Origin of the sequence: Yeosuana marina (genome assembly GCF_011762485.1) — a bacterium.
Taxonomy (GTDB): domain Bacteria; phylum Bacteroidota; class Bacteroidia; order Flavobacteriales; family Flavobacteriaceae; genus Yeosuana; species Yeosuana marina.
In genome coordinates this window covers 32,787-48,004 of sequence record NZ_JAAKGI010000003.1, presented here as the reverse complement: position 1 = coordinate 48,004, position 15,218 = coordinate 32,787, and the positions used below count along the sequence as shown (strand labels likewise).

16 protein-coding genes are annotated in these 15,218 nt (G+C 29.2%); all 16 read right to left on the bottom strand.

Annotated elements, in window-relative coordinates; translation table 11 throughout:
* Positions 1 to 708: a type 1 glutamine amidotransferase domain-containing protein gene (locus G5V56_RS04850; RefSeq protein ID WP_166962341.1), complete on the bottom strand. Its 708-nt coding sequence runs from the start codon at positions 706 to 708 to the stop codon at positions 1 to 3.
* 126 nt (positions 709 to 834) lie between these two features.
* On the bottom strand, positions 835 to 1,632 hold the full coding sequence (locus G5V56_RS04845) for a helix-turn-helix domain-containing protein (protein WP_166962338.1): 798 nt from the start codon (positions 1,630 to 1,632) through the stop codon (positions 835 to 837).
* 460 nt (positions 1,633 to 2,092) lie between these two features.
* Complete coding sequence (locus G5V56_RS04840; RefSeq protein ID WP_166962335.1) at positions 2,093 to 3,022, bottom strand: NAD(P)-dependent alcohol dehydrogenase; 930 nt, start codon at positions 3,020 to 3,022, stop codon at positions 2,093 to 2,095.
* 11 nt (positions 3,023 to 3,033) lie between these two features.
* Positions 3,034 to 4,113: a serine hydrolase domain-containing protein gene (locus G5V56_RS04835; protein ID WP_166962332.1), complete on the bottom strand. Its 1,080-nt coding sequence runs from the start codon at positions 4,111 to 4,113 to the stop codon at positions 3,034 to 3,036.
* Between the two features lie 26 nt (positions 4,114 to 4,139).
* Positions 4,140 to 5,897, bottom strand: a complete 1,758-nt coding sequence (locus G5V56_RS04830) for an Ntn hydrolase family protein (protein ID WP_166962329.1) — start codon at positions 5,895 to 5,897, stop codon at positions 4,140 to 4,142.
* Between the two features lie 30 nt (positions 5,898 to 5,927).
* Positions 5,928 to 6,641, bottom strand: coding sequence for an SDR family NAD(P)-dependent oxidoreductase (locus G5V56_RS04825; RefSeq protein WP_166962326.1), 714 nt, complete (start codon positions 6,639 to 6,641; stop codon positions 5,928 to 5,930).
* A 136-nt stretch (positions 6,642 to 6,777) separates the two neighbouring features.
* Entirely contained in the window at positions 6,778 to 7,884 is a 1,107-nt protein-coding gene (locus tag G5V56_RS04820) for a transglutaminase domain-containing protein (RefSeq protein WP_166962323.1), read from the bottom strand.
* 51 nt (positions 7,885 to 7,935) lie between these two features.
* Complete coding sequence (locus G5V56_RS04815) at positions 7,936 to 8,940, bottom strand: T9SS type A sorting domain-containing protein (RefSeq protein ID WP_166962320.1); 1,005 nt, start codon at positions 8,938 to 8,940, stop codon at positions 7,936 to 7,938.
* 141 nt (positions 8,941 to 9,081) lie between these two features.
* The gene (locus G5V56_RS04810) at positions 9,082 to 9,708 is read right to left on the bottom strand and encodes a hypothetical protein (protein WP_166962317.1); all 627 of its coding nucleotides are present in this window, start codon (positions 9,706 to 9,708) and stop codon (positions 9,082 to 9,084) included.
* Between the two features lie 179 nt (positions 9,709 to 9,887).
* A complete protein-coding gene (locus G5V56_RS04805; RefSeq protein ID WP_166962315.1) occupies positions 9,888 to 10,508 on the bottom strand; it encodes a hypothetical protein in 621 nt (206 codons plus the stop codon).
* A gap of 53 nt (positions 10,509 to 10,561) precedes the next feature.
* The gene (locus tag G5V56_RS04800) at positions 10,562 to 11,530 is read right to left on the bottom strand and encodes an alpha/beta fold hydrolase (RefSeq protein WP_166962313.1); all 969 of its coding nucleotides are present in this window, start codon (positions 11,528 to 11,530) and stop codon (positions 10,562 to 10,564) included.
* 97 nt (positions 11,531 to 11,627) lie between these two features.
* The gene (locus tag G5V56_RS04795; protein WP_166962310.1) at positions 11,628 to 11,954 is read right to left on the bottom strand and encodes a hypothetical protein; all 327 of its coding nucleotides are present in this window, start codon (positions 11,952 to 11,954) and stop codon (positions 11,628 to 11,630) included.
* A 98-nt stretch (positions 11,955 to 12,052) separates the two neighbouring features.
* Positions 12,053 to 12,664, bottom strand: a complete 612-nt coding sequence (locus G5V56_RS04790; RefSeq protein WP_166962307.1) for a hypothetical protein — start codon at positions 12,662 to 12,664, stop codon at positions 12,053 to 12,055.
* Between the two features lie 13 nt (positions 12,665 to 12,677).
* Positions 12,678 to 12,986: a hypothetical protein gene (locus G5V56_RS04785; protein ID WP_166962304.1), complete on the bottom strand. Its 309-nt coding sequence runs from the start codon at positions 12,984 to 12,986 to the stop codon at positions 12,678 to 12,680.
* A gap of 73 nt (positions 12,987 to 13,059) precedes the next feature.
* Complete coding sequence (locus G5V56_RS04780) at positions 13,060 to 13,887, bottom strand: DUF5694 domain-containing protein (RefSeq protein WP_166962301.1); 828 nt, start codon at positions 13,885 to 13,887, stop codon at positions 13,060 to 13,062.
* A gap of 163 nt (positions 13,888 to 14,050) precedes the next feature.
* The gene (locus G5V56_RS04775) at positions 14,051 to 14,854 is read right to left on the bottom strand and encodes a dienelactone hydrolase family protein (protein ID WP_166962298.1); all 804 of its coding nucleotides are present in this window, start codon (positions 14,852 to 14,854) and stop codon (positions 14,051 to 14,053) included.
* Between the last annotated feature and the right edge of the window lie 364 nt (positions 14,855 to 15,218).

The following is a 15,218-nucleotide window of genomic DNA, read 5'->3' as shown; positions in this document are numbered from 1 at the left end:
TTAATTTTTAATTTTTTTTATTATTGCTTCTGCAACTAATATGGTTGACTCTGGATTTTGACCTGTTATTAATCTATTATCTACTTCTAAGTGAGGTTTTCCCTTAGGTGAGAATTTAAAATGAGATCCTCTACTTTCTGCAGTCTTTTTAATTAAGAATGGAAACGATTTAAAATAATCAGACCTTATGTACTCATATTCTTCGGGATTACCATTTAAGTTCTTGCCTTCAATCAAATAACTATTATTATCTAGTTTTATGTTTAATATTCCAACCGTTCCATGACAAACAGATGCGACAACTCCATTATTATAATAAATTGATTTTGCAATCTTCTGTATCTGCTCATTTTCAGGAACACCAAACATTGCAGCTTTTCCTCCAGGATAATAAATAGCTTTGTAATCATCTGGAACTATAGTATCAGGATTTTTAGTTTGCTTCAATTTCTTCATAAAGTCAAAATTGTAGAGGTATTGTTTTTCTAATTCATTAGAGGTATTAATACATGATAGAGATATAGAACCACCTTTTGGACTAACAAAATCCACTTTATATCCATTAGAAATAAACATATCATAAGCGATTACTATTTCTGAAAAGCTGTTTCCTGTAGGGATACTAGACTCACCATAAAAATGTGCATTGGAAACAACAAATAGTATTTTATTATTTTTAGCAGTATCTGATTGACCTGATGTCTTCAAGCCAATTAGTACAAATAAGAGTGATAATAAAGATGATTTTATATGCATAATATTTTTTTTGCAAAACAAAACAGAAACTAATTAATCACCGAATATAACAATACCAATTAAGTGTCAATTTTAAAATCAGTACTCCCGTTTTAAGAATTGATACGGTGTTACACCAGTGTATTTTTTGAAACTTCTAAAAAAAGTAGATTTAGAATTGAACCCACAGTCGTATCCAATCGATTCAAGGGTATATTTATCATTTGATAGGATTTTAGCTTTCGCACAATCAATTCTTTTCTCATTTATAAGCGTAGAAAAGTTCTTCTTTTTTATTTCGTTAAGATAGTTTGATAATTCATACGGTAATACATCTAGGCACTTAGAGACATCGACTAATTTTAAATTTGGATTTCTATATAATTCATTATTTTCAATACATCTTTCTAGCTCTTCATCTAATCGTTGTATCAACTTATTGTCTAAAAGTTTACGATTGGCTGGATTGATTTTCTCAAAATAAATTGAGTTTTTATTTTTAATAAATACTACTATTAATATCAGAATATAAAGAACAAAAGTAAATGTTACTGCTCCCGATATATATGAGGTAAAAGATGAAAATGCGTAAGCCAGCCATACAAAGGTTATACCGATAAAAATACTGATAAGCCACTTTTCTATATCTTTAAGTTTAATATTCTTTTGCGAGATTTTCTTAAAAACAGGAACTAAATAATAATAAGAAAAACAGAGGTAAATAAACCAAACACAATATATCGTAGGCACTAAGTAATTCACCCAAAGATTCTGATTTGATAGATACGGATATGTTAATCCTGCTACAGTAACTATCAGTAATAAGGGAACAAGGTGATATATCGATTCATTTCTCTGAAAATTAGAATTTATCGTAGACTTTATATAGAGGTACAACAGAGGTCCAATTACTATACATGCAGATAATCCTAATAATATTATCTGTTCTAAAACAATAATATTAAAATAAATAAGTACTGATTTAGTGACTCTCAAGCCTAGTACAAGAAATAATGCTCCTAGATAATAATTAGATGTATTTCTAGGTTTATTTAGTATAACAAGATAGAAGCTTATCAGTAAACAATTAAAAGCACCTAAAGCACTGAAAAAAAATAAAAAGTTAATAAGAATATCCAAGTAGTAAAAATAAAAAATTGTAATGTACTTATATTAATTTTACAAACAAATACCGTTAAATTTAATATTTTTCAATTATAAATCATTTTGTAAATACTAAAACCAATAAAATTGGTATACTATTTAATCAAGTATAAATAAAGACAATTTATCGCTTTAAAGTTTATAGATTAGGCAACTATTTTAAAAAAAACTAGCTAGTTTATTATCTAGAAATTTATGTTAAATCATTAGAAATTTGAATAGCTACATTTCCTTTTTTATGACCTTTATCTACATATTGATGAGCCTCAACAATATCTTCAAATTTATAAGATTTGTCTATGTATGGCTTTAATTTCTCTTCTTCAATTAAAAATTTTATTTTACTCAAATGTTCATTTTTTTCTTTAGTTACCATTTTAACCGAAATAAAAGAGCCTCCCTTCTTTAAAATTCTTTTCGCCTTAAGTTTAGTTGTTTTTCCTACAGCATCAAAAACTACATCAACCTTTCTATTTAAGCTATAGTATTTCTCCTTTCTGTAATCTATTACCAAGTCAGCACCAAGTGATTTTACCATTTCAAAATTTGAAGCACTACAAACAGCAAAAACAAAAGCACCTTTAGCTTTTGCTATTTGTATAGCATAGCTACCCACACTTCCTGATGCACCATAAATGAGTATCACTTGATTTTCTTCTAAATTACTTTTTTCAAATAAATACATTGCCGTCATAGAACCAATTGGAATAGTTGCTGATTGTAAATGATTTAACTTTCTTGGTTTATGTTGAATAACTCCAAATTTCCATCTTTCTGGTATACAAACATATTCAGCATATGAGCCAGATTTTAACATAGTTGTTGTACCAAAAACTTCATCATGTAATTTGAATTTGGTAACTGCATTTCCCTTTTCAATTATTACTCCTGAAAATTCGTGACCTAAAATTTTTTTCCTTGGTCCAAAAAGGCCAAAAATAATTCTTGCAAGTAGCCAAAATATAAGTGGAAAATCTGATTTTCTTAATCTTATATCGACAGATGTTACACTAGACGCTATAACTTTAACAAGAACTTCATTTGGTTTGAGGGTTGGCTTTTTAATTTCAACCAATTTTAGCACATTTGGTTCTCCATATCTTTTATAAATGATAGCTTTCAATATTTATTTTTTTAAAGTTCATCTAAAACCTCGGGTATTAATTCTTGAAAAAAAACTGTGTTAAAATATTTTCCACTACAGTTTGTTACAATGCTTACAGTAGTATTGTTTTTTTGGTTATAAAATATCATAGATTGGTATTTTAATGTACTTCCGAAATGGCCGATATATTCTTCCCCATGGTAGATTAATTTCATAATTCCATTGCCATACTCTGAAATCATTCCACTTCCAATGGGTATAGTCATTGGCTGCATGTCTATCCACTCTTCCATTTCAGATATTGTACTTGGCTTTAATATTGATTTATCTCTATACAAATTTGTTAAAAAACTATCAAGCTCTTTTGTGCTAGTAAAAGCACCGCCATCATACCCGTAATATTCCCTCCAATCTGAAACATCTGCACTTGCTTGTTTTGTTTGTCCAAAAAAAGCCTGTAAACCATTTTCTTCAATACCCATTTTTATATTGGTAAGGTTATTACTTGCAAAAAACCTATTGAAATAAGAATTATATGCCTGTTCAGTTATGTTTTCTACAATTTTCTCCAGAAAAAGATAGTTGGTGTTGCTGTAAGAAAAATTGCCTATATTTTCCAGAGTGCCATTAATAAGAGATATCTTTTCTTCGAAAGTTTTTGGTGCATTATTTTTCATTACACTCTCCATCCATTTAGGGTTTTTAGTGTAGTCAGATAATCCACTTGTATGGTTCAAAAGATTTTTAATGGTTAAACTTTCAAACCCTGTTATTGGCTTATCTAGCGTTATGTAATCAGAAACTTTGTGGTTAAGTTCTAGTGTTTTGTCTTCAATTAGTTTAAAAATTAGAACCGCAGAAAGGTATTTGGTTGCGCTTCCAATTCCGTATAATGTTTGTTCTTTTACTTCGTTATGATTGTAATTAAAATCAACTAAATCATCTTCTGTTCTTAGGGTAAGTTGTAAAGACGGAATATTTCTGTTTTTTGCAATTTTTATAACTTTTTTTTCTATTCTATGTGATAATGAGCTAGAGTTTATATTTTCATTTTCGCATGAAGTAAATAAAAATAATTTACTGATTATTATAACTAAATATACCATCATTTTATTCATTTCTATTTCTAAAAAGATTAATTCTGTTTAACCCAATTCAAAATTTTAAAATTCGTTTTCTCTGATTTGCTGCTAACGCTTATGATATCCGTTTTATGACCTAATACATTAGCTTTTTTTTGTGCACCGCCTGTAACAAAATTAAATTCAAAAGGATAATGTCCTTCAATTGTTAATTTTCTTTTAAAGTCACTTACCTTTTCCATCATAATCAAAGGAGCTTGAAATATTGCTTCTTGATTTCCAGTTACATAAATAACATCTTCCTTATTTGGAACATCTACTTCTATAGTTATTTTAGATAGGTCTTTTTCAAAACCCACTACTTCTTGATGACATTCTATGGTTTCTCCAAATAGATTTTTAATTTCCAAAACAGTTTGTTCTGAATCTAAAACTTCATTTCCATCCACTATAAAAGTGTAATTATATATTCCTTTATCAAGATTTAATTTAGTTTCCCAACCATTTTCAGTTTGATTTAAGAAAAGGCAATTGTTAATTGGATATAATGAACTACTAAAGGGTTTGTACTTTACAAAGACAGACTTTGCGTTTTTAAATCCATTTAGTTTAATTGTTGAATTTGTATTTTTTGGATAAATCTTTTTTAATCGATTTCTTACATCTTTCGAATAAGAGATGTAATCTGGGAAATTTTTATCAAATAAATGGAGTGTATTATCAGACGCTTTAAGATCACCATTCTGATATTCAAAAATTGCCTTTAAGAACCATAAATCAACATCTTGATTGTTAATCTTTTGATATTCAGAAATAAAAGGATAGATAACACTCTTATTAGTTTCTCTTGTATAATAATATACAAGATTGGGTAATAGAGACTCTAATTCTTTATCATTTAAGTTCATTTTTTTGAACTTTTTAAACGCTTTAGAACCCATCTTAGATTCTAAAATGTCATAAAGCTTTACCAGATTATTATTTTGAAAAAAAGAGGTTAGGTGTATCGAGACCCTTCCTCTTTCTAATAACTTTTTAAGATTTGTGTTATAAGGCTTATCATACTCACCACCAAAAAAAAACGTCACATCTCCTGTATTTAAATTGTATATACTCGAGTAAACCGTTGTTGAAGCTCCTGTTACAGCAGTTTGTTGACATATTTTTGCCATTGTCTCATAACCAATTTTTTCTTCTGATAATATTTTTGTGGCTTTTGGAAATCTCCAACATGTTGAGCCATCAGCACCACTACAAATATCATAATTGGTTGAAACTTGAAATTTTTCATTTTTTTGAACTTTAAATCCTGTTGGACTTATTATGGCAAATGTCCCATTTTTGTCGGCAACATGCATTTGAGCACTTCTAAAACCAAATTTAAACCAATATTTATTGAAGAAATCTATAACCTCTTCAGCGGTTTTACAATTTCCTAAAATATAAGGAAGGATAAAATCATCACCAGGAGGATAAGGTTTTTTCGATTGCATATTTTTAACTGGATATATGCGTTCAGTTGAGTTGAAATCTAACGCTAAACCAGCTTCATTAAAACCTCCTGCAATCATCGCATTGTTTCCATTTTCTGGTTTGTCTCTAGAAAAAGTAAAGTAGCCAAATTTATTTTGAGTAGATTTTGGAAAAATATTTACGTAATTTTTAAAACTAAACTGAAAATCTTCATTATTCCCAAACCAAACATGATCGTTTTGATCTTTTGCACAAAAAATTGTACATGAAAATGTTGGTTTAGAAATGATTAACATTATAATTACTAAAAGAGACCTTAATGTTGTAAAATATTTCATTTTAATTATTTAAGTAACATATATTAATTTTTACATTCTTTTATATAAACCACTGGGTATTAGCTTCAATAGTTTAGCAATAACCCACCATCTTTTTGTAACGTATCCTATGGCTTTTTTCTTTAAAATGATTTGATAGATTTGCTTGGCTGCTTTTTCTTTTGAAGATACCCAAAATAGACCTTCACCTTTTGCCATGGCTGTATCTACAAACCCAGGTCTTACATCTGTAATAATAATTGACTTTTTATTTTTATGAGCTTTCTGCCTTAAGCCTTCTAAATAATTAATTTGATATGCTTTAGAGGCGTTATAAGCTGGAGCCATTCTTCCACCACGTAATCCTGCAATTGAACTAATCACTAAAAGATGACCATGTCCTTGATTATAAAAATATTTATAAGCCCAATTTACTATTTCAGTAAAAGCATTAACATTTAATAAGTTTATATTGTTTTCTATTGTAAAATCTAAACTTTCGTTTAAATCGCCAGTGCCAGCACTTAAAATTAAAAGATCTAATCCTCCCATTTCATTAACTAAATCTGTTAATCTTTGAGAATTATTATCTAAAGTACAATCAAAAGAATTAATCATTACTTGATTTGGATTCTTGCCTTTTAATTTTTTTAATTCATTTAGTCTTCTACCAGTAATACCAATGAAATAGTTTTTTTTTAACAAAAGTCTTGCTAATTCATTTCCAATTCCTGATGTGGCACCAATAATAATAGCTTTTTTCATTTACTTAAAGCTTATAATAATTATGAATTAAAAAATCCTCAAAACTGACGAATCATTATACTTGACGCTCTTTAATCAAAGAATCTATTTCCCATTATTTATCGACATCTCAAGACTAATTACACTGAATAATTAGTTATTTTGGCTTTTGGTAAAAATCATTTAGAGAATTGGTATAAACACAGTAATCAATGTCCATATCCCAAAAATCTATTCGGTGGAGTTCTTCAGCACCAGAAGGGACAAGCATTATTGAACTTTTACCTTCAACTCTATACTTATCATCATAATCATAGCGATTATCTAAATCAGTATCAAAATAATAGAGATAATCATATACAAAATTCACGTATCTCTTTTTTGTGTATACATTTGAGGATAGACTTTTCAGTTCTAACTTATCAAAGTCATTTACAATTGCATCTTGAAACTCTACAGCATTTAATGGTTTGTTGTTAAGAAATGGCATTAAATTAAATTGACCGTCTAGAAATACCCATTTATCCAAATCATTTAAATACACTTCTGTTGCCACATGGCCAGGTGAACTTTTTCTGTTTTTGGCATCTTTACTTTTAAGATATATTGTTCTAGCCTTAAAGCCATTAGCATTCAGTTGATCTTTAAGGACAATTGCAAAAGCGAAGCAAGGAAATTCACCACCCTCATTTGCTTCATTTAAAATAGTAATAGCATCATTTTTTGACGGTGAATTCATTCCATTATGTTTCCACCTGCTGTTCGTCCAATTCAAAATTGCCAATACCTTCTCTACTTCAGTCATATTTTTTGCCGTATCGTCAATAGGGAACAACTTTCTTAACTCATTCAGGTATTTACTTTTATCTTTTTGAAATTTAAATTTAAAATCATTGTTTCTTGTTCGATTAAAATTCAACTCTTCTCCATAAACCGCAACACCCTCTACAACTGTATGTGCTAATATGTTTTCATCAAGCTTAATATAAAAATCTACTATTTTTTGTGGACTAATTAAAAATTCTATACTATCCATATCAGTTCTGAATTTAAATTCTTCTTTAGAACCATAGCACAATACTTTTAATGTATCATGTTCAATTTCTGGTGCAATTCGCCATTGACCCCTAAACCAAGTATCTGCAATTTTATATTCTGTGTAGTCTGATTTTGCACTAATAATTCTTTTCTGTTTAACGTTTTCTTGGGATAAACAAGATGTTAAAACAGATATGATTGTCAAAAAGGTCAAAGGTTTTTTCATGATACGCAGCAGGTCTAATAAGAAAAGTTTATATTTCAAGGATATTTATTACTAAATTTTTATATAACGAGTAATTCTTTTACTATTTGAAGAATTTATTTCTAAAAAATAAATTCCCGATTCAAGATAATCCAATGAAATTCTGAATAGTGATTTATTAATATTATTGTAAGTATTGATTAACCTACCATTTGTATCAAATAAATTTGTATTGATTATGTAATTTGAACTCTCAATATTCAAAAAAGTTGATACAGGGTTTGGATAAACATCTATATTTAAGGACTTAACATCTAATTCTTCATTAGATAAAGATGGTTCTAAAATTAAATTTGATGGTATTGCAGCTATTAAACTGTTATATGTTGTATCTTCTAAATTCGTTTGATAGTAATTTGATAAATCTGAAAAGGCCAGTTTTGCAGCAGCAATACCACCTGATGAAAAATCGTAAGTCCCGTTATAAATGGCTGTATCAAATTCATCTCCAGGACCTGGTCCGGCACCTAAACCCAAAGCAGTCCTTAGGGCTGTAGCATCAGTTAAGCCATTTGGAAGCCCAGTTTCATTAGAATCTGTTTTATCACCCGCAAATATGGTAGATTCAACGTTGTTAACAAAAATGAAACGGGGATTGTTAGCCGCATTTGTGCTTCCTCCAGGATTCGAAGCATCTTGAAACGCAATTACCTGATCTCCTATTGTAGAAAGTAAAAATGAAGTACCGTTAATTCGGGAATCAGTATATTGAACAAAAATTGATGGGTCATCGGTAAATCTAATAATATCTCCTGCTGATAATCCTCCAGAAGGAACCGTATATGAGAAAGCACCTTCTGTACATGGTGTGTTAAACCCATCAGCATCAGCACCACAATCAGTAAAATAAATCACTGTTCCAGGTAAGATATCAACAAAAGTTACAAAAGCAAAGTCATCTGAACCTCTTGTTTGCACCATAAAAATTGCCAAATCGCCCGCGGAAAGTGTAGTTTGAGAAAAAGTATTAATTAAAAAACCAAATGTAAAAACTGTAGATAGTAAAATTCTTTTCATAATAGTGTTTGTAAGTTTGTGCTCAAATCTAATATTACAAATACACATCTAGAAACTACAGCTAATTAGAATGGTATCATTTTAATTAATTGATACCAATAATAATCGAAAAAGAGCTGATAGTAATATATCTTGACTTTTTTAAGCTGATTTACTTTTAGATTTTCTATTTTGGTAAAGGCCTACAATAAAACCAATCAGTCCAATAAGAAAACAAGTGATAAACCAGAGACCTATATGATATTTATCTACAAAAGCACGATAGATGAAGGTAAATGAGAAAAGCATTAGTCCAATCCATTGCCAAATAGAATTGTTTTCAAATCTTAAACGATTATCATAACTTGGCTTTAAATTGAATAAAATTTTTAATTCCCCCCAATCCCATAGAATCAACATTAAATTGGCAAAAAGCATAAGACCAGTTAGGACAGGTGTATAAGCAAAGTAATATGACAATGTTATTATAAAAATATTTAATATTATTGGTAGATTGACTAATGCACCTAATTTAGAATAACGTTGTGTCATAAGAAGAAAACCCGCAATTAATTGACCTATTCCAATAAACCGCCAATAAAGACCAGATTGATACATCGTCTCAAAAAAATGCCATGCGCTGTTTATGGGATTGAATTCACCACTTTCTGTTGTAAAGCGAGTACCTTTTATTTTAATTAAACTGGCAAATACAAAAGCACCACCAATTAAATATCTCGTATAAATAATAAATATTTGAGCCCAAATCTTGTTTCTTAGCTTATACATAATTCTATTTTTTAACAAGACGAGTTATAACTCGTTTTGTTACACGCGTCCAATAGCGGATTCAATATATGGTCGATAGAGAAATTATAATTACCGAAATAGTTAATTTAGATTTTTGAAATTATAATTTATCTTTAATGTTTTCAATATAAATTATACTCTCTTCTTAAAAGAAATTTTTAAAAGTTAAACCCAAAATGAAGTCCTGGTTCTCCTATAAAATAGCGAGGCCATTTGTCATCTAATTCAGCGAAACCACTTGGCATCTTAGTACGGATTGGTCTATGAGTCATTCCAATTGATGGCTCTATGAAAAATTTATTCTTAAAAAATCTAAATTGATAGCCCAATCTGTAAGTATTAAACATTTGGTATCCGTTTTTTATTTTATCGCCATTTTCATCTACAAAAGTCTGTCTAGCATTCATAACATGAATCGCTCCGTAAAAGCCTTTGTAAAAAAATCTTTGATAAGCAAATGCAATCCCATATTCTCTAATATACCCAGGAAATTCCTCTTCTGGTGCCTCTAGAGTATCACCATAGGGTATACCAAGTGACCAAGCATATTTCCAAGTTATTAATTCAATGGAAACAACATCTTTTGGTGTAATTCTGTAACCAAAATTGAGTTGAACAAAATCTGGTTTGTTTTTTTCTGCAAAATTACCCAGCATAAAAAAAGTACTTCCTATGAAGTATTTTTTATAGATACTGTCGGTTTCTTTAATGGTCTGTGCATTTAAACATTTGGTCATAGAGACTAAAACCACAAAAATTAAAGTTATTCGTATAGTCATTATTCTACTTTTATTTGACAAGAATATTAATATTTAATAAAACGAATAGTTCTTTAATTAAAGTAAAAGTCGCAAAAGTTTATTTTGAGACTAAAATTTTCATTTATAACTTTTACTATTTCGTTGAACTTGTCTATCTGTATATAATGTCCTGTGTTTTCAAGCTCAATAAATTCGCTTGATTTTAAATCTCTATGAAGTCTTAGGCAATTATTTCTAAAAGTTTTAGTTGAATCTGTTCCTGTGATTATAGTAATTTTAGAATTAATATTTTTGTATTTATTTGAGATCTTTTTTAAATCCTTATCATAATTAGCTGCTTCTTTAGCTTTCGAGTAAATAACTTTAGGCTGAGACCATATTAACTTTCTTTCGTTTATTAAATCTTCAGAGGTAGTCTTATCTAAATTCTCAAAAATTTCTTCCAAAGAGTTGTGAATTTGATTTTTCGCAAATGTAAGAGAGGCGAATACAGAGATGCCTTCTCCAAAAATATCTGAGGAAATAACAGAATACATAATTTTAGAATCGTACTCGTATAATGGCGAATCGATAATTATATACTCCGCATCATCTACTGAATTATTAGCTGCCAGATAAGAAGCTACAGAACCACCATAAGAATGCCCAATAATCAATGGTGACTCTATATTCAACTCTTTGATTAGATTTATTGTTAGTGTAGCGTTATCTCCTAAAGTATAGTTATAATTATTAGAAGTACTAAGGCCATGACCAAATCTGTCAAAAGCAGTTACTCTATAATTATGAGATAACGTATCGATAAGTTTTATCCAATCTTCAATAGAACCAGGACTTCCATGTATAAATAAAATATCTTCTCCAGTTCCTTTTTGAATAAATCTGATTTTCTCTCCACCTATTTCAATAAATGGCATTGAGTAATTACCAATTTTATCTAAGTTTCCTAATTGCGTTTTACCTAGTATTAAGATTAGCAGTATTGCCAAACCTAAAAAGGATAACCCAATTTTGATTATTTTTTTTAATGATTTATACATCTCAAAAAGACAATCTTAATGACTATTATATTAAATTAAAAACAGGTGTTTATTAAGTTTAATATGTTCGCTTACTATTGATGAAAATGTTTGGAAATTAGTCATTTGAATATGTCAAATTATTTACAACTTTATAGCACTCGTAACTAAAGGAATTAACCAAGTTATTAAGTACTTTATCTAGATTTACTGTGCTGTTATCATAGGCAATCATATTCTTGAAAATGTAGCCTTCTCTTGGTGTTGATGTAAACTCATATTTTTTTATAATTGAAAAAACCTTTTCATTTAATTTAAGTCTACCAAAAATACCTATATTAACATGATACTCTTCATGGTCTCCTAAGTTGTCATTTTCTTCGGGGTTATATACATTGACCATTTCAATATCGGTATCGGCTATGGTAGTTGCGTATATTAGCACTTAACTTTGTAAGTACACACCTAACTGAAAATCCTTGCGGATTTTCAGAAGTAGGCGAGAACAAGCAATTACTTATAGCCATTGTTGTGCAACGTTTTTTATTCTACTTTAAAATAAAATTCTTTATCAGATTCATTTACAAATCTCCACGATACTTTACCACATTTATTAAAACCTAATTGATTAGGGTGAAATTCTAGAGGGTAGTCGTCTAGGATATATTCGTTTCTATTCGTATTGGTCACAGAACTATTATTCCAACTCAATACAAAGTCTCCAATATTCAATGCTTTTAATCCAATTCTATAGCTGTAATTTAAACTATCAGTATTTATTTCAGATTGTATTGTCATTTGTCCGTTTTCACAAATAGGTAAAAAAGATATGTTACCCAATTCAGTTATTAACTCAAAATTGTCGATTGCGTCTTTACAATTAGATGATTGTGTTGGTTGTATGAATTTCATTATTGAAATATGATCTCCTTGAGACCAGCCAGGGAATATAGAATCGTTAATTGCAGTGTCGAAAGCCATAGAAGATACTTTTCCATCTATCCAAATGGTATCATTTATTGAAAATGAATATTGGGGTGTTACATTAATTTTGTAATCATTAAAAACAAAAGTGCCTGTAGTATCATCATCTTCACACTCAAAAGCCATTAAAATTGGTGCTAATATTATTAATCTAATTATATATTTTGACATACATTTTATTTTTTTAGTAGATGCAAAAATGTTCTATTGGTTGCGTTAAATGTTGCACAACTTCTTTTAATATTAGAGAATCAATAATTATAGAATTATCGAGTTCTTGAGTAAATTCAACAATAAAATTTCTTTTATGAAGCTTCTTTATCAACGTTTTCTCAATTTTTTTAATCACTAATGTATAATTAAAATAATCCTTTAAAAACCAAGAATCGTCACTATAATCTCTTATCACTTCAGGGCTAAAATGAAAACTATAATATAAATTACTTTCTAAACTCTTGTTTTTCCAGCGGTAGTCATTTTTAATATTGTGCAAATTTGTGAGATTACATGACAATAAAACAAGACTAACCAGCACTAATACAACATTCTGTATTTTTAACACAGGTCTAATCCAAAAACGTTTCAATTTCAATATAATCTATTTCGTCTCTATCTTTATAAAAGTCTTTCATAATGGCTCTATGACCAGAACCAATAAGCACCAAAACTCTATCGTCGGATTCTAAGTGGTTTTCAATTCTATTAACAATAAATAAGTTTCTCTTATACCAGTTTGCAACATATTCTGCTACTGGATTTCCAGCTTCCTCAGATAAAGTCAACAACTTGTCGAGATAGAAATTTTTATTCTTATTATCAAATTCTTCTGAATTCATCCTTTCGAAATAGGACACCAAATCCGTTTTTCCCAGTATTTTAGTTTCTGATTGAGCAAATTCTACAGCATTATTAATAATTGCATTAAATTTCTGCATTAGCGTATCATTATTTTCCAAAAATTTACCTACTTCTGCATCACCAAGATTTAATTGATAATCTATTGGGTATAATTCATTAATACCAGTATCTTTAGCCAACCTGAAAGCTATTTGATAAACTTCATTTCTTTTATTTTGTATGTCAAATTCATCGTTTAAATAAGCTTTCAATTCTTTATCAACAGAATCTTTTTCCTTTGGTTCCCACTCAATCATTATTTTGGTTGGATTATACTTTTTCAGTTTCTCGATTAATTCATCAAGTTCTGTTTGTCGTTTATTTGTGAACAAATCATCCATTTTAATTACGGCATAATCATTAGTATTGGCAAAATGAAAAGTACCTAATAGTGCAACTTGAGGTTTTTCTAGGACTTCAGTATTTTGATTATTTTGAGAGAATAATGAAAGGGTGCTAAATAGCAATAATAGGATGTTAGAGTATGTTTTTTTCATTGCGATAATAATTTTTACAAAAAAAGAAATTTAGGATAGATTACAATAAACCTTTAAAAAAACAAAAGTCTCAAAACATTTTTTTGAGACTTTTGTTTTAATTTTTTTCACCATTGGAAAGAAAAGGAAATTATCATTCTTTTTTCAAAAAAAACTTAATTTTTCACTCTCCATTTACCCAATTTAAAAAATCCACAAATACATCGTTCAAATGTTCTTCAAATTTCCCATCTTCTATTTCTTTTCCAAATACGTGGTCTAAATGCGGATAAACTTTAAACGTTAAATTATCCTTTTTATGTCTTATAAACTCTATTGGAATTAAGTAAGCTGATTCAAGTGCCACAGCTTGATCTTTAGTTCCTATAGCTACAAATATTGGCTTTTCAATTTGCAATAAGTTTTCAACCGGTGGCTCAGAAAATCCACTCCATCTTTTATAACTATTAGTACTTCCTTGCCAAAATTTGTCCGTAGCGTTTGGATTAGCCATTATATCCTTTAAATCGACGAATAAAGAATCGATTTTTAATTTGGCTTGTTCTTCGGTCAAGTTGCCTTTATCAACGTCTTTCCTTATGAAAGTTACAAAGTCCATAAACTGTGTGTTTCCACCACCCGACCAATATCCAAAATGTGTTATTTTTTTGTTTATCGTTCCCAATTTCGCCACAACATCACTACCCTCAGAGTGTCCAAGAGCCATAATTTTTTGGAACTGATTTTTATAATTTTTAGTTATGTCATTAATTACCTGATTAGCTTGAAAAGATCTGTAGGCTAACGTTTGATTCTCGTAATATGCTCTCGGAACGGTGAATTCTTTATCCATTTCTGTTATAAAGGGAAAACCCTTTTTAGAAATCACCACGAGTAGATAATCATCAGGTAAAAGGTTAAAATCAATAGGAACAACTGTCCCCACATATGTCTTTCCATCTTCTTCCATTGTTTGATATAGGGACATAGCTTTTGAGCCTTGAATATAAAGCAACAAATTTTTTGTTGAATCGATATTTTTTTTGGAATATGTATGATAGTTTATTGTGTCGTTCTTCAATATAACGGAATGGTGCTTAAATGCTTTTATAATTTTTGTTCGCTGTCCAAAAGATGAGTAACAAATACATAAAAACAGAACTATTGTAATTAATCTCATTTTAATTGTTTTGTGTAATGACTGATAAAAAAACTAATTGTTACAAGTTCTATGTTGTCAAATCAACGCTCTTTAACTGATGTCTGCCATAAGCTAGTAGCAAGCTAATTAACTAGCAGATAATCCGAGTCTCTTCGCTATGAAAAAAGTCTCAAAAAAATGCTTTGAGACT